Raw genomic sequence first — 18,331 nt, 5'->3', positions numbered from 1 at the left:
GGTGTTGTGGGGTTTGCATCTGGTGATTCGGGATAGGCGATATCCCGCTCGTGTTCATCAACGAGCGTCCGCCGCTGAACCCATAAGTGCTGGATGCACCAGTTGAAAATCGGTTGTGGCTCGGTCGTTGGGCGGAGTACTGGCAGAATGTCAACTGCTCAACCGACACCAAGGTATCATCGACCTCTTTTCGCAATTTAGAACACTATCATGGCGACCGTCGAGAAAGGGTCGAAATGAAAGACGATCTTGGTTCCGCTCTTCACACGCTTCCTGGATTGGTGTGGACGACGCTGCCTGACGGCCGCGTTGATTTCCTCAGCGAGTCTTGGCGCGAGTTCACAGGACTCAGCATTGATGATCTGCTCAGAACGGGGTGGTGCGCGGCATGCCACCCCGAAGATGTGCCCAAACTGATCGCGTGGTGGAAGCCCGGCCTGTCGGTTGCCGAACCGAGGGCAATGGAAGCGCGGCTCCGTAGCCGTGATGGGGAGTATCGCTGGTTCGTCTTCCGAATGCGTGCCGTGGTCGATGCGTTTGGATCGGTAACCAAATGGTGCGGATTAGGCTTCGATATTGAATACCAAAGACAATCAGCAGTGCTCTTGGGACCGCGCCATGAGCAACACCGCAATGTCACCGACACAATCCCCGCCTTGATGACGTTCCTGACACCGGTTGGCGAGATAGAGGATGTCAACCGCCATTATCTGGAATACGTCGGTGCAGATGCAACGCCCCAAACACTGAATGGATGGAAAACGAGTGATCTGGTTCATCAGGACGATCTGCGCTTTGTGACAAGCGCCTGGGAACGCGCGATAGCCACCGGGGAAACTTATGAAATCGAACACCGAATACGACGGGTGGACGGCGTCTATCGGTGGTTCCATGTGCGCGGATTGCCTCTGAGGGATGCGCGCGGTCAGATCGTTCGTTGGTATGTGTTGCAAACCGACATAGATGACCGAAAGCGAGCTGAGGCGCTGCTAGCCAGCGAGAAGCGGCTCCTTGAGATGGTGGCAGGACGCCAATCATTGTCGGAGATACTCGAAGTGCTCTGCCAGTTGGCCGAAGACACCATGGATGATTGCTACTGCAGTATCCTGTTGGTCGATACCACTGGTAACAAGTTCGCGGAAGCGATAGCGCCGAGCCTCGCGACCGAATTCAACGAGGCAGCGCGCGGCTGGTCATTGCAGGACAGGGGCGGCCCATGCGTAACGGCCGCGCGAGAAAAGATACAGGTAATCATGTCGGACGTTGCGACCGACACCCGCTGGCGCGATGGATGGCGCGATCTCGCGAAACGCCACGGTCTGATCTCGTGTTGGTCGACGCCGATCGTGTCCTTGACCGGAAAGACTCTGGGGACCTTTGCGCTCTATTATCGCGAGCCGCGATCACCTACGGTGGAACATCAGTCACTTATTGAGCGATTTACGCACATCGCCAGCATCGCCATCGAACGTTCGCAGAGTGACGCGGCGCTGAAGCGAAGTGAGGCACGGAAGACGGCGATCCTCAATTCAGCGATCGACTGCATCATTACAATCGATCATGAGGGATCCATTACCGAGTTCAACCCAGCCGCGGAACGGACTTTTGGCTATCGAAGAAATGCTGTCGTTGGCAAGCAATTGGCCGAAGTGATCGTCCCTCCCTCAATGCGGGAGAAGCACCAGCTGGGACTAGCCCGTCATTTGGCGACAGGTGAGTCCAGGCTGATCGGAAAGCGCCTTGAGACGGTCGCGGTGCGCGCTGATGGAAGCGAGTTTCCGGTCGAGTTGACGATCTCTCGTATTCCGCTGGACGGGCCGCCATCGTTCACAGGCTACCTGCGCGACATTATGGAACGAAAACAATGGGAAGAAGAACTACGGCAAAGCGAGGCATTTCTCGGCGAAGGGCAACGCCTCAGTCGTACGGGTAGCTTCTCATGGTGTTTGGCGACTGGCGACATCATGTGGTCTGATCAGGTCTATCGCATCTTCGAGTTTGATCAGGCGATTCCCGTAACGGTCGAACTGATTGCCACTCGCGTTCACCCGGATGACATGCACTTGCTGCGCGACATGATGGCCCGGGCGAAAAGTGCAGCTGACGGTTTCGAATACGAACACAGACTCCAGATGCCGGACCATTCGGTAAAGTATCTGCACCTCGTCGCTCACGCGACCCGAAACCAACATGATCAGCTGGAGTACATTGGTGCTGTCCAGGACATTACGAAGCGCCACCTCGCGGAAATGGCGCTCGGCGAAGTCAGATCAGAGCTGGCACACGTCGTGAGGGTCGCAAGCCTTGGTGCATTGACGGCGTCGATTGCGCATGAGGTCAACCAGCCTCTGTCGGGCATCCTCACCAATGCCAGTACCTGCCTTCGGATGCTGGCCGCCGAGCCACCCAATGTCGAAGGAGCGCGCGAAACCGCGCGGCGCACGATTCGGGACGGCAACCGCGCATCCGATGTCATCGTTCGGTTGCGTGCGCTCTTTGGCAAGAGGAAGTTTGTATTCGAATCGGTTGACGTGAGTGAAGCTGCGCAGGAGGTGATTGCTCTGTTGTTGGGCGAACTTCAAAGAGATCGTGTCCACATTCAGACCGAATTTGCGGATGAGCTCCCGCTTGTCATGGGCGATCGAGTTCAGCTGCAGCAGGTTATCCTGAATCTGATCCGAAACGCGTCAGACGCGATGAGAGATGTTGAAGATCGTCCGAGGAAGCTGGTCGTCAGAACCGAGCGAGAGCCTGATGATCAGGTTCGTGTGACTGTGCAAGACGCAGGAGTTGGATTCAATCTTCAGGATACCAACCGCCTGTTCGATGCTTTTTACACGACCAAGGCTGGCGGCATGGGGATCGGCTTGTCGGTTAGCCGCTCCATTGTCGAAAATCATCGCGGCCGTCTTTGGGTAACACCGAACGAAACTCATGGCGTTTCATTTTCGTTTTCCATTCCGTTTGGATTAGAGAGCGACCACAATCAGGAAACGAGCACAAGTCGGAACACTTCCGATAAGAAGCTGAGCATGAGAGGCGTTTGAAGGCAATTTCTGGTCGTTTGATTGCTGATTACAGTCGTTGCCGGGATTAAAAAATCGCCCGATGACTGTTCAGTCATCGGGCCAGTTCAGGGGGAGGGCGTCCATGGGGAGACCCAGGACGGCGGGGGGCCGATCGGCAATCTCTCCATGACGTCTTCTTCTATCGGATCGAGACGATCGCGTATTTCGCGCGACTCTTGCAATTTACAAAAAGACACGATGCCGTTTGCATTGGCGAGTTGAGAGCTCTTACTCAGGTGGCGGTCTACATGAAGCAACCGATGAGATATCGAAGGCGGAAAGGCCTCGGTCGGTCTTAATTGTTCTCCGCCGGCGCAAGATGGAGTGTCGCGGCCATCGCGGCCAAGTCGACGATAGAGTCGGCCTTCATCTTTTGCATTACCCTGCCTCGATGGGCTTTCACCGTGATCTCGCTGATGCCGAGCTCAAACGCAACCTGCTTATTTAATTGTCCAGTCACGACCAAGGCCATGACCTCCCGTTCTCGGCGGCTAAGTGACGCATAACGGTTCCGGATCATCCGCACCTTCGCGCCGTGATCAAGGACGCCGCGGCTGCGCTCGAGCGCGTGTCGAATAGCGTTCAGCAGCACCTCGTCGCTGAATGGCTTCATCAGGAACTCAACCGCTCCCGCCTTCATTGCCTGGACCGTCATGGGCACGTCGCCGTGACCCGTAATGAAAATGATTGGCGTATCAATCCGGTCGCCAGCGATGCGCTTTTGCAGGTCGAGGCCGTTGAGGCCCGGAAGGCTGACGTCCAGCACCAGACAGTTCGGGACGACAGCCGGGGCACGTGACAGAAACTCTTGCGCCGATACGAATGTCTCCGGCTCCCACCCCGCAAATCGGATCAATGCCTCCAACGATTCTCGCACGGATATGTCATCGTCGACAACGAACACAATTGGCGTGGCGAGTGACATGAGTACCGACCCCGAGCTATGGCCAGGCGCGCTGAATAATTTCATTAGAATCCTTCCCGTGCAATAGTATGCCCTGGCGCTATTTCGTTCCAAGCGCGGCGTTGATTGCCTCCCGGAGAGCCGTGTCGCTGAAGGGCTTGGACAAGCATTCGGTGGCGCCTCGCTCGAGTAATTGCGGACGGATGGCTTCGCATTCCTGGGCGGTAATGAAGACGATGGGTATTTTCTTCTGACGTTGCAGTAGTTCCTGTTGCACGGCAGGCCCGCTCATGCCGGGCATTGCGACGTCCAGGATGAGGCACGCAGTCTCGGAGACGTATTGAGACGCGAGGAACTCTTCGCCCGACGAGAACGTCTGCACGGAGAGGCCGAATTCCTTCAGCAGATCTGGCAACGACTCGCGAACCGACTCGTCGTCGTCGACGACCGATACAAGCGGGCGTTTGGTAATCACGAGTTCCTCATAACGCACTGCGTATCTTCCGCCACCGTTGCCGGTCACCATCACGGACTCTGCGCCAATCCACGGGCCAAGGTCGATCATACCTTGGTGTCGGTTTGGTGACCTCCATTGAAGGCCCCTAATCGCATTCCAAGTCCTGAGACCGGAGAATTCGCAGCGGTATCGCCTCCGCTGCCTCCGTAGCCGTCTCGAAGGAACGCCGGCGGTTGGGCTGTGCACGTTTTCCGAGCGCAGGAATACCGGCACATCACGGACTATCGAAAAGTATCGACGACACCATGGTGCAATAGATTCGAGTGTGCGTGTTCCCCAACATGCGATCGCAAGCGAAGTCGGTCAAGGCGAGAAAAGGTCAATTCAGCTCGAGAGTCAGGCTGATCGCACAAACCCACAAACCGTTCAGGATGATACAATGCGGGCGATCCGATTACAAAATGAAGTCGCGGATGCTGTTGCGTCCAGTGAACCGGTGAAGACGAGCGAGTATATCCTGGTTCGGGAGCTCGCGCATCGAATCAACAATGAGTACGCTTCCCTAATTGGAGTTTCGTCAAGGATGGCCTCGCGCTCGAGCAGCGATGAGGTGAAGGCGGCGTTACTCGAAGTGATCAATCTCTTGCATAACTATGCCGACATGCATCGCGCCCTTCAAATGCCGACATACAGCGCGGGTGTCGATGCATCCAGGTACATCCGTACGCTTTGCCAATCGATCAAGCGTGCCGTCCTGGATCGGCGAGGGATCGAGATGGTGCTGTCCGAGTCTGCTCTCCATCTGAACGCCGAGAAATGCTGGAAGCTTGGTATGATCGTCTCCGAATTGATCACAAATTCTGCCCGGCACGCTTTCGGCGACCGAGGAGGAACAATTAGAATCGAATTGTCGAGCTTCGGACCATTTGCGCAATGCAGCTTCATGGACAATGGGTCGTCAAGGCATTCATCTACCCCGGGTCAAGGATTGAAAATCATGGCGGCCCTGGCGAGCGGGTTGAATGGAGAGATCGTTCATCGATTTGGGGCGGAGGGCGCCACGTCAGTACTTATATTTCCGATCGACGATAACGCTCTGCAGACGCACAGCGATCTGCAGTTGGATGGCGGCGATTGGATTGCTGCAAACGCCGAGGCAGCCGGCGCCACGGTGTCTGCGAAACAAGTTTCAGATTCAGCCAGTACCAAATGATTCTCAGGGGCGGCGTTTCGGCAATGAGACGCGCAGGCAGGCGGTAATGAGCCGCGCAGCTCACGTCGCAATTCGATGGAAGAAAAAGATGTCCTGCCAGACAGTTAAGGTCAGACCTAATATCCAGCGAGCCGCGACCCATCGAGCGTTACAGGCAGCGGAAGGGCATCACATAACGCGTCGAGGCCTTTACGAGGAGCGGGTCTGGCGTTGCCCGGGTGCTATCGACGATCGGCCGCGCGAACAGGACATTCTGATATCGCGCTGGATCGATCGCAGGAGCCTTCGTCGTTGCGAGAATGCGGTGTGGCCCTCCGAGCGGTATATTATTGGCGTTGCGTTGAAGACAACGCGTCTCAAGTTCATGAGAGGTCCACATACTATATATGACGGCATTATGCCTGCCGGGACGCTGCACGTCACCGGTCCGGGTCAGTTACTGACCGCCGAGTTTTTTGAGCCATGCGACTTCATCCATTTTCACGTATCGAGCGGCTATCTTCGAGACCGCCAAGATGCAGCGGGGGTTGAGCCAACCGAGGCGAACCCGAATGTCCTTATTATTCGCGATCCCCTGGCGGAAATGCTTGGCCGCACGTTGGTCGACGACAACAATACGAGCGATAAGTGTTATGTTGATAGCGTAGGCCAAACGCTTGTGATGCATATCGCTCGAATGGAATTGTCGCCGCCAACGACAAATGCGCTACCCAAGTGGCGACTGAAGCGCGTGCGGGACTATGTTGAGGCGCACTCTGACAAGGCCTTGACTCTCGCGGATCTCGCCGCGGTTGCCGGATTGTCGCGGATGTATTTCGCTGGACAGTTCCGAGCCGCGACCGGATTGCGTCCCCACGATTATCTGCAACATCAACGCATCGAACGCGCGAAGTCCATACTATCAAGCACGGATATGGGGCTGGCAGAGGTGGCGCTTAGGGTCGGTTTCCAGGCTCAATCTCATTTCTCGACCGTCTTCAAACGCCTCACTGGCCAAAGCCCAGCGCGCTGGCGGCTTGTTGTCAGGAGCGAACGCAAAAGTCCCGCCGCGCCTTTGTCCCAGGAAGAACCCGGGGAGCCCAAAGTGCCGCGTGCTCTCCATCTTGGTCCGGCGTCTGAATGATTTCGGATTTGAGCATCGACCCCCGACGAGGGGCCTACACCCGCGGGCAATGGTTAGGTGCAGCATCTTATCTATTTCCTCGGGGATGCGTATCGCCGGAGTGCACCGCAACGTGGGCGCAATAGTCTGTGGTTTGGTATAGCCGGGTGATGGCGCGGAATTTGTTGGCCGGCGCGCAAATCGCGCCAGGCCTCCGTCCGCCTCCTCCGATCGGAACTGGCGTTCGAACTGAATCGCTTAGGCTGCGGACTTGTCGGCGGGCACGGAGCGTCTGATTGCCGATACCAGCTCGGCCGTCGTCAAAATCTCATGAGCAAAGGTCGGGCCGTCGATGTTCAGTGCGGCATGCAGGGCTTCATGCGAGCGGGCCGCCGTGCCGTCTCGAATCAGCGTGACGTGGAAGCCGAGTTCCATTCCGACGCGTGCTGTGGCCTCAAGGCAGGTGTTCGCAAGCAGACCTATGCAGATGATCTTTTCCTTGCCGTACCGCTTGAGCTTGTGTTCGAGGTCTGTATTCGGAAAGCCGCTCGATGCCCAGTGTTCGGTGGCAATGATGTCGCCTGGCTGAACTTGGAAGTCGTCATGGAACGTCCCACCCCAGGTGTCCTTCGCAAAGGCCTGCCGCTCTGCCGCGCCGAGCTGATAGGGAGAGGGGTATTTCCAGTCCACATAGTCGCCTGGTTCCCAGCGATGATGCGGAACGTGATAAATTGCGATTTCTGCCTCGCGGGCTGCCCGTACGATCGTGCGAAGATTGTCGAGGAGGTTGACCTCCTCGGCGATGTCCTTGACCCACGGCCAGAGTTTCCCGCCTGCGCTCAGGAAGTCGTTGTAGAAGTCGATGCACAGCAGCGCGGTAATCTTCGGGTCGTAAGTGGTCGTCATCGAACTCTCCTTGCTTAACCAAGGCAATGGCAACTTCGCCTATGCGGCATTCTCCGCCTTGACGGCAGCAGCGGGCGGCGTACGGAACGCAATCGACAAGCGATTGAACACGTTAATCAAGCTGATTGCGTATGTTAGATCTGCAAGATCGTTGTCGCGGAATACGGCCTTGGCCGCTTGGTAGTCAGCATCGGGAATGTTGGTTTCGGCCACGCGGGTTACAATTTCCGCCCAAGCAAGCGCGGCGCATTCGCGGGCACTGAAAAGCGCGCCGGCGTCCCGCCAAACCGGTACGAGTACGAGCTTGTCTACGGTAACGCCGAGCTTGAGCAGGTCGCGGGAATGCATGTCGATACAGAATGCGCAGCCGTTTATATGCGAAACCCGCAAGTAGACGAGATTGACGAGTTCTTTCTCGAGGCTGCTGTTTTGAAGATGAACGTACACGCCGCCGAAAGCTTTGTATCCTGCGGGCGAAGCCTTGGCGTAGTCGATGCGATTGCTCATGATGACTCCCTGGATTGACGGTTTCGATAGCGCCTGAACGGTCTTTGACGACAACTGCAAGCGCAGAAGGCGTTCGCTCTGGCGCTTCAAAGGAAATAGTCGTCCATCACGAGACGTCCATTGTCCTTTGGTGTCGGAGCGCCGGCAGCATCGAGCATCTTCGCAGATAGCGCTCTTGCCGGTTGGCCTCACCTGTACGGATTAGCGGCGCTGAATTGGTTCGCGCAAACCGATCCCAAGGTATCGGCGACACCTAGGTCTGATAGAGCGGTCTCGAATTTGCTGTCATCAGGGTGCGAGGATAACGGGCTCTCGCGAGCCCGCATGGCAGCCACGCCGACCATGTTGCGCGGCTGCTTGATCCTGGTGCAGCAAGGAGAGAGCCATGAGAGAATTCAAGCTACTTATCGACGGCAAACTGGTGTCGGGCGCCGCAAGGCTTGATGTCATCAATCCCGCGACCGAGGAAGTGCTGGCGGAGGCCCCGCGCGCCGATCGTGCGCAGCTTGACGAAGCGGTCGCGACCGCCAAGACAGCGTTCCCCGCCTGGTCGGCCAAGCCGGTTCGCGAGCGTGGTGCGCTGTTGGTCAGGTTGGCCGACGCGCTCGAAGCAAGAAAGGATGAGTTCGCGCAGTTGTTGACTCAAGAGCAAGGTAAGCCGCTTTCTGAGGCGCACTGGGAGATCGGCTTTACCGTCGGTATTATTCGTTACCACGCAACGCTCGACCTGCCGTTCGAAGTCTTGAAGGACGACGCTACGAGGAAAATCGTACGGCAGCACACTCCGCTTGGCGTGGTTGCGGCGATAGTGCCGTGGAATTTCCCGATGCTCCTTCTCGTCATCAAGGTTGCGCCGGCGCTGCTGGCCGGCGACACCCTGGTCGCGAAACCGGCGCCAACGACACCGCTAACGACGCTGCTGTTCGGGGAGGTCTGCCGCGAGATCCTGCCCGCCGGCGTGTTTAACGTCATCGTCGACCAAAATGATCTGGGTGATGCGCTCTCGAGCCACGTTGACGTGGCCAAGGTCACCTTCACTGGCTCGACCGCGACCGGCAAGAAGGTGATGGGCAGTGTGACTGGCACGTTAAAGCGGCTTACCTTGGAACTGGGCGGTAACGATGCAGCGATTGTGCTCGATGACGTCGATCCGATCGAGGTGGCCCCCAAGGTGTTCGGCGCCGCCATGATGAACGCCGGACAGATCTGCCTTGGGGCCAAGCGGATCTACGTGCACGATTCGCAGTACGACCAGATTTGCGATGAACTGGGACGCCTGGCGCGCGAGTCAGTGGTCGATGATGGGCTGAAGCAGGGGACGCAGATGGGTCCGCTGCAGAACAAGGCGCAGTTCGAGAAGGTTAAGGGCTTTCTCGAGGATGCAAGGCGGAACGGCAAGATCGTGGCGGGGGGCGAGGTGCTCAACCGCAAGGGCTACTTCATCCGGCCAACGATTGTCCGGGATATCCCCGACGATGCACGGCTGGTGAGGGAGGAACAGTTTGGCCCTGTTGTTCCGGTGCTGCGCTATTCCGACGTCGACGACGCGATCGCGCGTGCCAACGACTCGGAATATGGGCTCGGTGGAACGGTATGGGCAAAGGATCTCGATCGGGCGTTCCGCGTCGCAGCCAGGATTGATTCCGGCATTGTCTGGATCAATACGTTTCTTGACGTGTCGCCCGATGTTTCTTTTGGTGCCGCCAAGCAATCGGGTATCGGCACCCAACTGGGTCCTGAAGGGCTCGAAGAGTTCACCCAGATCAAGATCATCACCATAGCGAAGTAGGGTTCGGCACGCGAGACGTAGTCGATCGTGCGAGTCATTTTGCGACTGGCATCGCGTCGTAAAACTGAAGGAAGAAATCCAAATGAAATCCAAATTTGTTCGAACTCTGCCAGTGGTTGCCGTGTACCTTGTCGGGAGCGGGCACATCGCGTTAGCCGATACCAGCGACGTCAAGGGCCCAGCGCCGGTGATCGTGGCAAAATCAGGTAAGCACTGCAAAGACGATCCAAATTGCTTCAATCGAATTCATCACGCGGTCAAGCCAGTCGCCCGGGTGAATCCCGGTCAGAAATTTATACTCGAGACACGCGATGGTCTGGATTCGGAACTCGACTTCAATTCGACATCGGCGGATGTGGCGGCGATCAATCTGAATCTCTGTCATCCACTGACTGGACCGGTCTACATCGAAGGAGCGAAACGCGGCGACGCCATCGCGATAACTGTGGTGGACATCGCGCCTGACGAGTTTGGTTCTACGACGATCGTGCCGGGATTTGGGTTCCTGCGAGATGTGTTTCCGGATCCTTACATCGTCCACTGGGAGCTGAACCGGCTTGAAGCTCGTTCCAAGGACATGCCTGGAATTGCGGTTCCCAACAACGCCTTCATGGGCACCATTGGTGTGCTCCCGGACAAGCCAGAACTCGAGAAGTGGCTGAAGCGCGAACAAGCGTTGGCTGATGCGGGTGGTGCAGTGCTGACGCCCCAGCCAGTCGATGCCCTGCCGTTGGACCTCTGTGGCGTCGATGGCACAGCGAAGGACGAATGTGTGCGGACCGTTCCGCCGCGCGAGAATGGAGGCAACGTCGATGCCAAGGAGACCGTCGTCGGTACTACGGTGTTGTTGCCCTGCTTCATTGATGGGTGCGGGCTCTTCGCCGGTGACGTGCATTACGCCATGGGCGGCGGCGAGGTGGCCGGCACGACGATCGAGATGGGCGCCAAGGTGACGCTTCAGGCCAGGGTGATCCCGGGCGGGGCTCCACTCATTTCGACCATGCACTTCGAAGGCGGCTCGCAGCTCAAGAAACTCGCCCCGTCGAGTTTTTACGCGGTCACAGGACTTCCGCTCAAGCCCGAAGGCGAGGTGCCGCTGTATTCGACCTACCTTGGCGGTCAAAAAATTGCGCCGCTCGCCAACCTCTCCGAAGATCTTACCCTCGCAGCTCGAAACGCCACGCTCAACATGATCGATTTTCTGGTCAAGACGAAGGGGCTAACCCGCGAACAGGCCTACGTGTTGGTCAGTGTGGCCGTCGATCTCAACATCTCACAAGTTGTTAATGTGCCGAACGTGGGTGTTACCGCGATCCTTAATCGCGACGTTTTCAAGCAGGAATAGAAAGAGGCAACAATGAAGCGACGTAACCTTCTGAAGTTTGGCGCGAGCGTGGCTGCGTTTGTGCTCGCTGGGCAAAAGCCGGCTGTCGCCGATTTGGAGCCGGACGGCTTGTGGCCGATCTATCGGCGATACCGACTTCTGATCGTTGGCCAGCGCGACGATGAAATCGCCAGTGCCTTCGCGGGGGCGGTGGCCGATGTGCTGGCCCGTTCTCTGCCGACCTCGCGCGCCCAGCTGGCCCGCGCAGTGGACACCCGACGCGTTGGTGTGCTCATTGGGACGAAGCAACAGGACGTCGCAATCATGACGGCGGAGAGCGCCGAGGCTCTCTTTCTTGCCAAACCGCCGTTCGACGACATCCGCAACGTGCCGTTGCGGCTGATTGCGTCATTCGGGACCCATGTCCTGGTGTGCCGGCCCGATTTTTTGACCGGCCACGCCTACCTCCTGGCTCAGACACTCGCTGCGCACAAAGATGCGTTGCCTGCACCGGCCGGCGCCCCTGATGGAATTGTCCCGGCCCACCAAGGATCGTACGCCTTTTTCGCCGGCCAAGAGTTGCCCATTGATTGATGACATAGCCATGATGGCAACCTGGCGCAAACCTTCGGCTATCCAAATTTCTGTCGGACATTCCGGACGCCGTAGCTGAGGCTAGAACCAGAACAGATCGAACCGCAGGAACACTTTGGGCGTCTTACCAAGACAGGTTGGAGTGGTGCCGCATGTTGAAAACACCGGACTCGTGGAATGGCGAAGGGATGCCATGAAGCGGCGCATGGTGATCTGGGTATCGTGATGGTGGCCATGTGCTGCGCGCTTATCGCGGGCAGCATGCTTGCAAAAAGTCAGGAGCGCGTCGTGCCGTGAATATCGAGCAGCCGCCGAGGTCGGATCGGATCAAGGCACTTGCGGCAAAGGTGGTCGTGCTGTGGTGACGGAGGGCCGTCAAACCTGGCTATCGAGAAGGGCGTAGCGACCTAATCGGACCGCATCGACGAATTGGGATCGCTACACGGAAAGCTGTCTTGTAGCGCAACGTCGAGCCAATAGTCCTCCGCGGAAACCTGCTTGCTGTTGGAGGCCGCGCGCTGCGTTGCGCAGGGTGGATGCTTATCGACATTCCTTTGCTGAGCAGACATCGTCATCGCCCTTCTGGCCCATCTAATTGGGCCATTGTGATCCAAGAATGATGCTGCAAAAATTCATCCTTCTGTATGTCGGATCTTTGAGGGAAAGCACGTCTGCCTTGACGTTTCCGAAGGTCGTCAAGGGCTTTCGTATGATACCGTTGGCGAAGTGATCGATTATGTTTTCTTTGAAATTCGCCTCGCGCGGATGACATGCGCAGACCTGATGGCGATGTTCCTGGGAAAAATCGTCGTATGCGATGCCGAGCACGTCCATCTCAACGCCGGCTGTCACCAGTGCAATGGTGGGGCGCATATGCTGAGGAATGCCCGGTGTGGTGTGGAGCGCGATTGCGATCCACACGTCTTCGATATCGCGCTCGGGCACGCCATAGGATTTGAGGAAATCGCGCGCGGTGTTGGCGCCGTCGACCTCGAAGCGCTGATCGGTGCTTGAATAGCGCTCGGTCAAACCCATGTCATGGAACATTGCGCCCATGTAAAGCAGTTCGGGGTCGTATTTCAGGCCGCGCCGCTCGCCGGTCAATGCGGCCCAGAAAAACACCCGCCGGCTATGATTGTAGAGCAAGTCGTCCTCGGTATCTCGGACGAGCTCGGTGGCGGCGTTGACGATGGCGCTGCCAGGCACTGGAATTCCAGCGATGATTTGGGACATTTCGAAGCTCGCTTTTGTCAAGCCTGCAATGAGCAGTTTTGGGTTACATGGAAGATGGAGAACCGGACGGAAGACTCGCGGATTCCCATGGGACCGTGAATCGAAAAAAGGGGGCCGTCCGAGGGACAGGGAATGGGACGGCCCCGGGGCTCGGTTGTCCGGGGGAAACAATACGAGCCCGATCAAGTCATCGTGGGAAGCTCAAGGTCCTTCAGTGGTTCAACGAAAGTCAGAATGACAAATCCAGCGGAGAAAATCTTTCGTGGGGGCACGACGTTTTCACTTTCGCCGGAGGACTTTGCGGTCGAGCACGCTTGTAGTATTGGCTCTCCTTGTCGGCTACATACGTCACTAGCTTCTTCAATCGTACTTGGAGAGGCCAAAAATGGATGAATTGCTCAGGTGGCTTTCGGGCCAGCACCACGGGTTGCACACGTTCCGAACGTTCCAGCTCAGGCTTGCAGAGCTGTGCAAGGATGAACCGGAGCAGAAAGCTTTGTCCGGTTTGCTGAACCGGCTCCTTGATAACTATGTCGAGGAGTTTGACGAAGAACCTTTACCAGTTGCGGTGGCAGACCAAGCCTATGATCGCCTCTTGAAGCTACTAACAAGTCTCGATCTGCGAGCTAACGCGGACCGACGATTGGCTGATCTCAATCGTGTTGCTTCTAGTGACCTCTGGCAGTGACCGGATAAGATGGACCGCGTGGCGGTTCTGCCCATTGCATTTTCACTTGGCGCTGCTCGTGCGTTCGGTCGCACTTTTGGTGGCCGCGCTTATGCTATTCTCAATCTCACGACGACGAACCTGCTTCGATGACTGAGCATTGATGGTGTTTTGAGCGGCTCTTTGCGTTCGATTTTGCAATACGAGTGGGCATTTGAAAGATAGATGACGGTGGTCGTCTTACGTTCATCACAGATCGCGCCTGGCCGTAATGTCGGGCAAACCAACGGATCTGTCGTATGGCATGGGCTCTACTTGGCATCGCAGGCATTCTCGAAATCGCCTTCGCCCTCTGCATGAAGTGGTCTGACGGCTTTACGCGATTGATGCCTGGGCTGTTTACGGCCGTAGCCGGTCTGTCGAGCGTTTTTCTTCTTTCCCTCTCGCTCCGCACTTTGCCGTTGGGAACTGGCTATGCGGTTTGGACCGGTATCGGTGCCGCGGGGACCGCGATTCTGGGAATGGTGTTGCTGGGCGACCCAGTAGCGCCGACGAGGATACTCTGCATCGGTCTCATTTTGGCAGGCGTGATCGGACTTAGGCTGGTCTCCTGATACGGAGACCGCACGATGTTGACATCGAATGCTCGTGATCCCGGCTTTTTATAGCCGATGCGATTGCAGCCGTTCGACCAGTAGATTTCCGGTCCCCAGAATATGCTGGTTTAGCAGCTTGCATGCCCCCTCGACATCGCGCGCGGTGCACAAGTCCAGAATCTGCCGGTGCTCCCTCTGCGATTGATCGAGGTGGTGCGTTTCCTGCCATGTGAACCGCAGATAGCGTTCGAAGTTCAATCGCAGATTGGCAATCATTGCCAGCGTCCGGTCCTTGCGGGCAGGGGCGTAGAGCGTTTCGTGGAAACGAGCGTTCAACGCAATGATGCGGTCGGTCGATTTGGCCTTGTCGAGCTCGGAAAGGATGCGCGCTGCCGTCTCCAGATCGGATTTCGACATCTGCGGAATGGCCCATGCAAGCGCTTTGGCTTCGATCAGGCTGCGCAGCTCGGTCATTTCTTCGGCCTCGTCAGCCGTCAAATGGGCGACGCTGACGCCACGGCGTGGCTCTGCCCTCAGGAAGCCCTCGGTGACCAACTGCCTGAACGCCTCCCGCACGATCATTTGACTGACACCGAAACGGGTAGCGATCGCGTCCTGCCGCAGGCGCTCGCCTCCCGGCAGGGTGCCGTGAAGGATCCCTTCGCGGAGCGCGGCGGTCACGACCGCCGATGCGGATCGGCTTTCGACGGCTTCGTTTGAGGCTGGTTTCGATGGTGATCGCAGCACGGTTTTCCTCTGGCAGTCGGGCGCACTGATTCTCGGCGCGCCGTTCCCGATCTTATGGCCTCCCGCCGAACAGCACGACAGCGCGGTTGGCGGAACCGATATCAAGGTATCATTGACACACTAGCGATAAGCGATTATCGCTAATATAGCAATCGTGGATTTGAGGAAAACATGACGCTGAGCCTCTCTGATTTCGACGCAGTGACCTTCGACGTTTACGGAACCTTGATCGATTGGGAGCCCGCCATTATCGGCTTCCTGCGCGATTGGGCGGACCGAAACTCCATTTCTCCGCGCGCGCAGGATCTGCTCATGGCGTTCGACTTGGCGCGAGCAGAGATCCAGAAGGAGCGTCCCGCGCACCTTTATCCCGACGTGCTGCGCCGCTGTTTCGATCGTATTTCGTCTGCCTTCGGCGTAGCTGTTGATTCGCGGGAGCGTGAGGCCTTTGCTGCCACGCCGCATCAATGGCCGGCCTATCCCGACAGTCATGTCGGCCTGAAGGCTCTGCAGGCGCAAGCCCGGGTCGGGGCGTTGAGCAACATCGACAATGCGTCGCTCGAAAGTTCATGCCGCGCACTCGGCTTTCGCTTCGATGTCATCGTGACGGCTGAACGCGTCGGGGCTTACAAGCCGGACATGCCGCACTTTGAGGCCGGCATCGCAGATCTCGCAGCAATCGGTATTCCCCGCGAACGCATTCTCCACGTCGGACAGAGCCTGCGGGCAGACATCACCCCCGCCAATCGATTGGGTTTGAAATGCGTCTGGATCAATCGTCCAGGCCGGCTGCTCGGCCTCTCTGGTGACGGCGCCGCCGAAGCGAAGCCGGACCTGACCGTTTCAAGTCTTCAGGAACTTGTCACCGCCATCACGGCGAACGGTCGGGCGGTCGCCTGATCACACCATAAACTCTTCGGAGACAAATCATGCGCAAGATATTGTTGACGGCAGCGGGCCTGCTCGCGGCGAATATCGCTGCTCAAGCCCAATCCAGCGACGCCATCCTCGATCGCATCAAGCAGAAAAAGCAGATTTCGATCGGTTACCGCGAAGCCTCCATTCCGTTCTCGTTCCTCAACGATGAACGCAAGCCCGTCGGATATGCACTCGACATCTGCACAAGGGTCGTCGACGCCGTGAAGCAGAAACTCGAACTGCCCGATCTCGCGGTCAACTTCGTCGCAGTCAATCCGCAGAACCGGATTGCCCTTGTCGCAAATGGCACGGTCGATATCGAATGCGGTTCGACCGTCAACACGATATCCCGGCAGTCGCAGGCCGACTTCAGCGCCGCGCATTTCATCTCCGCCACGCGCCTTCTGGTGAAAACAAGTTCCGGCCTTCAGGAGGTAGAGGATCTCGACGGCAAGGCGATTGCATTGCCGATCAACACTACGCCGGAACGGCTGATCAAGAGGTTGATCGAAGAGAAGAAGCTGAAAGTGAAGATCGTGCCGGTGCGCGACAATTCGGAAGGCTTCCTCGCGTTGTCCACCGGGCGCGCCGATGCCTTTTCCACCGACGACATTTTGCTGTTTGGCCTGCGCAAATCCGCGCCCAATCCGTCCGACTACGAAGTGGTTGGCCGCCCGCTGTCGTTCGATCCCTATGGTCTGATGGTGCAGAAGAACAGCACCGTGTTCCTCAGCACCGTCAACGCGACGATCGCGCGGTTGATCCGTTCGGGCGAGATGCAGGCGCTGTATGCAAAATGGTTCACGCCGCTTTCGGTGGAACTGGCGCCGGATCTAGCCGCCGCCTTCAAGCTTGGGGCCACACCAGAATAGCAGCCTTGCTCATCGGAGCGCATGCCATGAACTATTCCTGGAACTGGTCGATCCTGATCCAACCGCCTTACCTTGGCTGGCTTGCCTCCGGCCTGGAATTGACGCTCGTAATCTCGATCTCGGCATGGATCCTGGCCTTGATCGCAGGCACCCTGGTTGGCGTCGTCGGAACATTACCCCATCGTATTCCACGGATGCTGGCTGCAACCTATGTCGATATGTTTCGCAATATTCCCCTGCTGCTTCAGCTCTTTCTGTGGTTTTTTGTCGTCCCCGAATTGCTGCCCAGCAGATGGGGCTTTTGGCTGAAGCGCGATCTGCCGTTTCCAGAGTTATGGACATCGATGCTGGCGCTCGGCCTGTTCACCTCTGCCCGCGTCGCGGTTCAGGTCGGATCTGGCATCACGGCGGTGTCTAGCGGCCAGCGGATGGCCGCAGTCGCCAGCGGCATGAGCCCAGCGCAAACTTATCGGCTGGTCCTGTTGCCGCAGGCCTTCCGGATCGTGCTGCCGCCGCTGACGTCGGATTTTCTCACCGTTTTCAAGAATTCGGCGCTGGCGCTGACAATCGGGGTCTTCGAACTGACCGCGCAAAGCCGGCAAATCGAGAGTTTCACGTTTCAGGGATTTGAGGCCTTCACCGCCGCAACGATCGTCTATCTCGTGATCGCACTCCTGGTGACCTTCTTCATGCGCACGTTGGAACGACGGGTAGCCTTGCCGGATACCATGGGAGCCGCGTCATGACGGGCCTTGATTTCGGCGTCATTCAACGTGCGTTGCCATTCCTGCTCGAAGGCCTTGCTCTCAGCTTCTTTCTGACTGCTGTCGCGATGCTTGGTGGCGTCATACTCGGGCTCGGGCTCGCCGTGATACGCCTGTCGCGCTGGAAGGCGCTATCCATCCTTGCTGCCGGCTACGTCAACGGCTTCCGGGCCATTCCGCTCGTGCTCGTGATCTTCTGGTTCTACTTTCTGGTGCCGCTGGCGCTCGGCCGATCCGTAAGCGCGCTGCAATCGGTCGTCATCGCCTTCGTGTTATTCGAGGCCGCCTACTATTCGGAGATATTTCGGGCCGGTCTCCAAAGCATCAGGCCTGGCCAGTGGCAGGCAGCCTATGCCTGCGGCCTCGGCTATTTCCAGACGCTGCGGCTTGTTGTTCTGCCGCAGGCGCTACGCAATATGCTGCCGCTGATGATCACGCAGGCGGTGGTGCTGTTTCAGGATACCTCGCTCGTCTACGTGATTTCGCTGCGCGACTTCATGACTTCCGCGAGCATTGTCGCCAACCGCGATAACCGGTTGATCGAAACCTACCTGTTCGCCGCTCTTGTCTATTTCGTCATTTGCTCAATCGGCGCGGCATCCGCAAGCCGGCTGAGCGCACGATGGAGGCCTGCATGACCAAAGCGCACATTCAAGCCTCTCGCACGCCC

18 protein-coding genes are annotated in these 18,331 nt (G+C 57.6%); 12 read left to right on the top strand and 6 right to left on the bottom strand.

What is annotated here, in order from left to right:
• Positions 1–236: 236 nt before the first annotated feature.
• Entirely contained in the window at positions 237–3,047 is a 2,811-nt protein-coding gene (locus JQ575_RS36045) for a PAS domain S-box protein (protein ID WP_212037957.1), read from the top strand.
• A gap of 316 nt (positions 3,048–3,363) precedes the next feature.
• Here the strand turns inward: JQ575_RS36045 and JQ575_RS36040 are convergent, their stop codons facing one another.
• Together JQ575_RS36040 and JQ575_RS36035 are read right to left on the bottom strand one after the other, a co-directional pair.
• Complete coding sequence (locus JQ575_RS36040) at positions 3,364–3,993, bottom strand: response regulator transcription factor (RefSeq protein WP_212037956.1); 630 nt, start codon at positions 3,991–3,993, stop codon at positions 3,364–3,366.
• A gap of 79 nt (positions 3,994–4,072) precedes the next feature.
• Entirely contained in the window at positions 4,073–4,447 is a 375-nt protein-coding gene (locus JQ575_RS36035) for a response regulator (protein WP_312016081.1), read from the bottom strand.
• Between the two features lie 421 nt (positions 4,448–4,868).
• Here JQ575_RS36035 and JQ575_RS36030 point away from each other — a divergent pair, with 421 nt between their 5' ends.
• Together JQ575_RS36030 and JQ575_RS36025 are read left to right on the top strand one after the other, a co-directional pair.
• A complete protein-coding gene (locus JQ575_RS36030) occupies positions 4,869–5,642 on the top strand; it encodes a sensor histidine kinase (RefSeq protein WP_212037955.1) in 774 nt (257 codons plus the stop codon).
• A 397-nt stretch (positions 5,643–6,039) separates the two neighbouring features.
• On the top strand, positions 6,040–6,765 hold the full coding sequence (locus JQ575_RS36025) for a helix-turn-helix domain-containing protein (RefSeq protein ID WP_212037954.1): 726 nt from the start codon (positions 6,040–6,042) through the stop codon (positions 6,763–6,765).
• A 237-nt stretch (positions 6,766–7,002) separates the two neighbouring features.
• On the opposite strand, the gene JQ575_RS36020 is transcribed toward JQ575_RS36025, so the two are convergent.
• Both JQ575_RS36020 and JQ575_RS36015 read right to left on the bottom strand, forming a co-directional pair.
• Positions 7,003–7,650 carry a cysteine hydrolase family protein gene (locus JQ575_RS36020; RefSeq protein WP_212037953.1) on the bottom strand — a complete coding sequence of 216 codons (648 nt, stop codon included), beginning with the start codon at positions 7,648–7,650 and terminating at the stop codon, positions 7,003–7,005.
• Between the two features lie 39 nt (positions 7,651–7,689).
• Positions 7,690–8,157, bottom strand: a complete 468-nt coding sequence (locus tag JQ575_RS36015; protein WP_212037952.1) for a carboxymuconolactone decarboxylase family protein — start codon at positions 8,155–8,157, stop codon at positions 7,690–7,692.
• A gap of 385 nt (positions 8,158–8,542) precedes the next feature.
• Here JQ575_RS36015 and JQ575_RS36010 point away from each other — a divergent pair, with 385 nt between their 5' ends.
• The 3 genes from JQ575_RS36010 (at position 8,543) to JQ575_RS36000 (ending at position 11,864) form a co-directional block, all read left to right on the top strand.
• Complete coding sequence (locus JQ575_RS36010; RefSeq protein WP_212037951.1) at positions 8,543–9,946, top strand: aldehyde dehydrogenase family protein; 1,404 nt, start codon at positions 8,543–8,545, stop codon at positions 9,944–9,946.
• An 82-nt stretch (positions 9,947–10,028) separates the two neighbouring features.
• Positions 10,029–11,291, top strand: a complete 1,263-nt coding sequence (locus JQ575_RS36005) for an acetamidase/formamidase family protein (RefSeq protein WP_212037950.1) — start codon at positions 10,029–10,031, stop codon at positions 11,289–11,291.
• 12 nt (positions 11,292–11,303) lie between these two features.
• Positions 11,304–11,864, top strand: a complete 561-nt coding sequence (locus JQ575_RS36000; protein WP_212037949.1) for a hypothetical protein — start codon at positions 11,304–11,306, stop codon at positions 11,862–11,864.
• A gap of 591 nt (positions 11,865–12,455) precedes the next feature.
• On the opposite strand, the gene JQ575_RS35995 is transcribed toward JQ575_RS36000, so the two are convergent.
• Positions 12,456–13,097: an HD domain-containing protein gene (locus tag JQ575_RS35995; protein ID WP_212037948.1), complete on the bottom strand. Its 642-nt coding sequence runs from the start codon at positions 13,095–13,097 to the stop codon at positions 12,456–12,458.
• A 385-nt stretch (positions 13,098–13,482) separates the two neighbouring features.
• On the opposite strand from JQ575_RS35995, the gene JQ575_RS35990 reads away from it, so the two are divergent.
• Both JQ575_RS35990 and JQ575_RS35985 read left to right on the top strand, forming a co-directional pair.
• The gene (locus JQ575_RS35990; protein WP_212037947.1) at positions 13,483–13,785 is read left to right on the top strand and encodes a hypothetical protein; all 303 of its coding nucleotides are present in this window, start codon (positions 13,483–13,485) and stop codon (positions 13,783–13,785) included.
• Between the two features lie 278 nt (positions 13,786–14,063).
• Entirely contained in the window at positions 14,064–14,378 is a 315-nt protein-coding gene (locus JQ575_RS35985; protein ID WP_212037946.1) for a multidrug efflux SMR transporter, read from the top strand.
• Positions 14,379–14,426: 48 nt separating this feature from the next.
• Here the strand turns inward: JQ575_RS35985 and JQ575_RS35980 are convergent, their stop codons facing one another.
• Positions 14,427–15,041: a GntR family transcriptional regulator gene (locus JQ575_RS35980; RefSeq protein WP_312016079.1), complete on the bottom strand. Its 615-nt coding sequence runs from the start codon at positions 15,039–15,041 to the stop codon at positions 14,427–14,429.
• 237 nt (positions 15,042–15,278) lie between these two features.
• Between JQ575_RS35980 and JQ575_RS35975 the strand changes: the two genes are divergently transcribed.
• The 4 genes from JQ575_RS35975 to JQ575_RS35960 are packed head-to-tail and all read left to right on the top strand — an operon-like array spanning position 15,279 to position 18,299.
• Positions 15,279–16,007 (top strand): HAD-IA family hydrolase, encoded by a 729-nt coding sequence (locus JQ575_RS35975; RefSeq protein WP_212037945.1) that lies wholly within the window; start codon positions 15,279–15,281, stop codon positions 16,005–16,007.
• 29 nt (positions 16,008–16,036) lie between these two features.
• Positions 16,037–16,897, top strand: coding sequence for an amino acid ABC transporter substrate-binding protein (locus tag JQ575_RS35970; RefSeq protein WP_212037944.1), 861 nt, complete (start codon positions 16,037–16,039; stop codon positions 16,895–16,897).
• A gap of 26 nt (positions 16,898–16,923) precedes the next feature.
• Entirely contained in the window at positions 16,924–17,643 is a 720-nt protein-coding gene (locus JQ575_RS35965; RefSeq protein ID WP_212037943.1) for an amino acid ABC transporter permease, read from the top strand.
• A complete protein-coding gene (locus tag JQ575_RS35960) occupies positions 17,640–18,299 on the top strand; it encodes an amino acid ABC transporter permease (RefSeq protein ID WP_212037942.1) in 660 nt (219 codons plus the stop codon). Before JQ575_RS35965 ends, JQ575_RS35960 begins: the two co-directional genes overlap by 4 nt.
• Positions 18,300–18,331 lie beyond the last annotated feature (32 nt).

The sequence above is a fragment of the Bradyrhizobium sp. JYMT SZCCT0428 genome, from assembly GCF_018131075.1.
Taxonomy (GTDB): domain Bacteria; phylum Pseudomonadota; class Alphaproteobacteria; order Rhizobiales; family Xanthobacteraceae; genus Bradyrhizobium.
The sequence above is the reverse complement of the archived record's forward strand: the minus strand, read 5'-3'. Positions and strand labels throughout refer to the sequence as shown.

Bases quoted from the DNA above. Each gene is read 5' to 3' on its own strand.
- JQ575_RS36025 (WP_212037954.1), top strand. From the start codon at position 6,040: ATGCCTGCCGGGACGCTGCACGTCACCGGTCCGGGTCAGTTACTGACC.
- JQ575_RS36005 (WP_212037950.1), top strand. From the start codon at position 10,029: ATGAAATCCAAATTTGTTCGAACTCTGCCAGTGGTTGCCGTGTACCTT.
- JQ575_RS35970 (WP_212037944.1), top strand. From the start codon at position 16,037: ATGCGCAAGATATTGTTGACGGCAGCGGGCCTGCTCGCGGCGAATATC.
- JQ575_RS36000 (WP_212037949.1), top strand. From the start codon at position 11,304: ATGAAGCGACGTAACCTTCTGAAGTTTGGCGCGAGCGTGGCTGCGTTT.
- JQ575_RS35985 (WP_212037946.1), top strand. From the start codon at position 14,064: ATGGCATGGGCTCTACTTGGCATCGCAGGCATTCTCGAAATCGCCTTC.
- JQ575_RS35990 (WP_212037947.1), top strand. From the start codon at position 13,483: ATGGATGAATTGCTCAGGTGGCTTTCGGGCCAGCACCACGGGTTGCAC.
- JQ575_RS36010 (WP_212037951.1), top strand. From the start codon at position 8,543: ATGAGAGAATTCAAGCTACTTATCGACGGCAAACTGGTGTCGGGCGCC.
- JQ575_RS35995 (WP_212037948.1), bottom strand. From the start codon at position 13,097: ATGTCCCAAATCATCGCTGGAATTCCAGTGCCTGGCAGCGCCATCGTC.
- JQ575_RS36045 (WP_212037957.1), top strand. From the start codon at position 237: ATGAAAGACGATCTTGGTTCCGCTCTTCACACGCTTCCTGGATTGGTG.
- JQ575_RS36040 (WP_212037956.1), bottom strand. From the start codon at position 3,993: ATGTCACTCGCCACGCCAATTGTGTTCGTTGTCGACGATGACATATCC.
- JQ575_RS35965 (WP_212037943.1), top strand. From the start codon at position 16,924: ATGAACTATTCCTGGAACTGGTCGATCCTGATCCAACCGCCTTACCTT.
- JQ575_RS35975 (WP_212037945.1), top strand. From the start codon at position 15,279: ATGACGCTGAGCCTCTCTGATTTCGACGCAGTGACCTTCGACGTTTAC.
- JQ575_RS36015 (WP_212037952.1), bottom strand. From the start codon at position 8,157: ATGAGCAATCGCATCGACTACGCCAAGGCTTCGCCCGCAGGATACAAA.
- JQ575_RS36030 (WP_212037955.1), top strand. From the start codon at position 4,869: ATGCGGGCGATCCGATTACAAAATGAAGTCGCGGATGCTGTTGCGTCC.
- JQ575_RS35960 (WP_212037942.1), top strand. From the start codon at position 17,640: ATGACGGGCCTTGATTTCGGCGTCATTCAACGTGCGTTGCCATTCCTG.
- JQ575_RS36020 (WP_212037953.1), bottom strand. From the start codon at position 7,650: ATGACGACCACTTACGACCCGAAGATTACCGCGCTGCTGTGCATCGAC.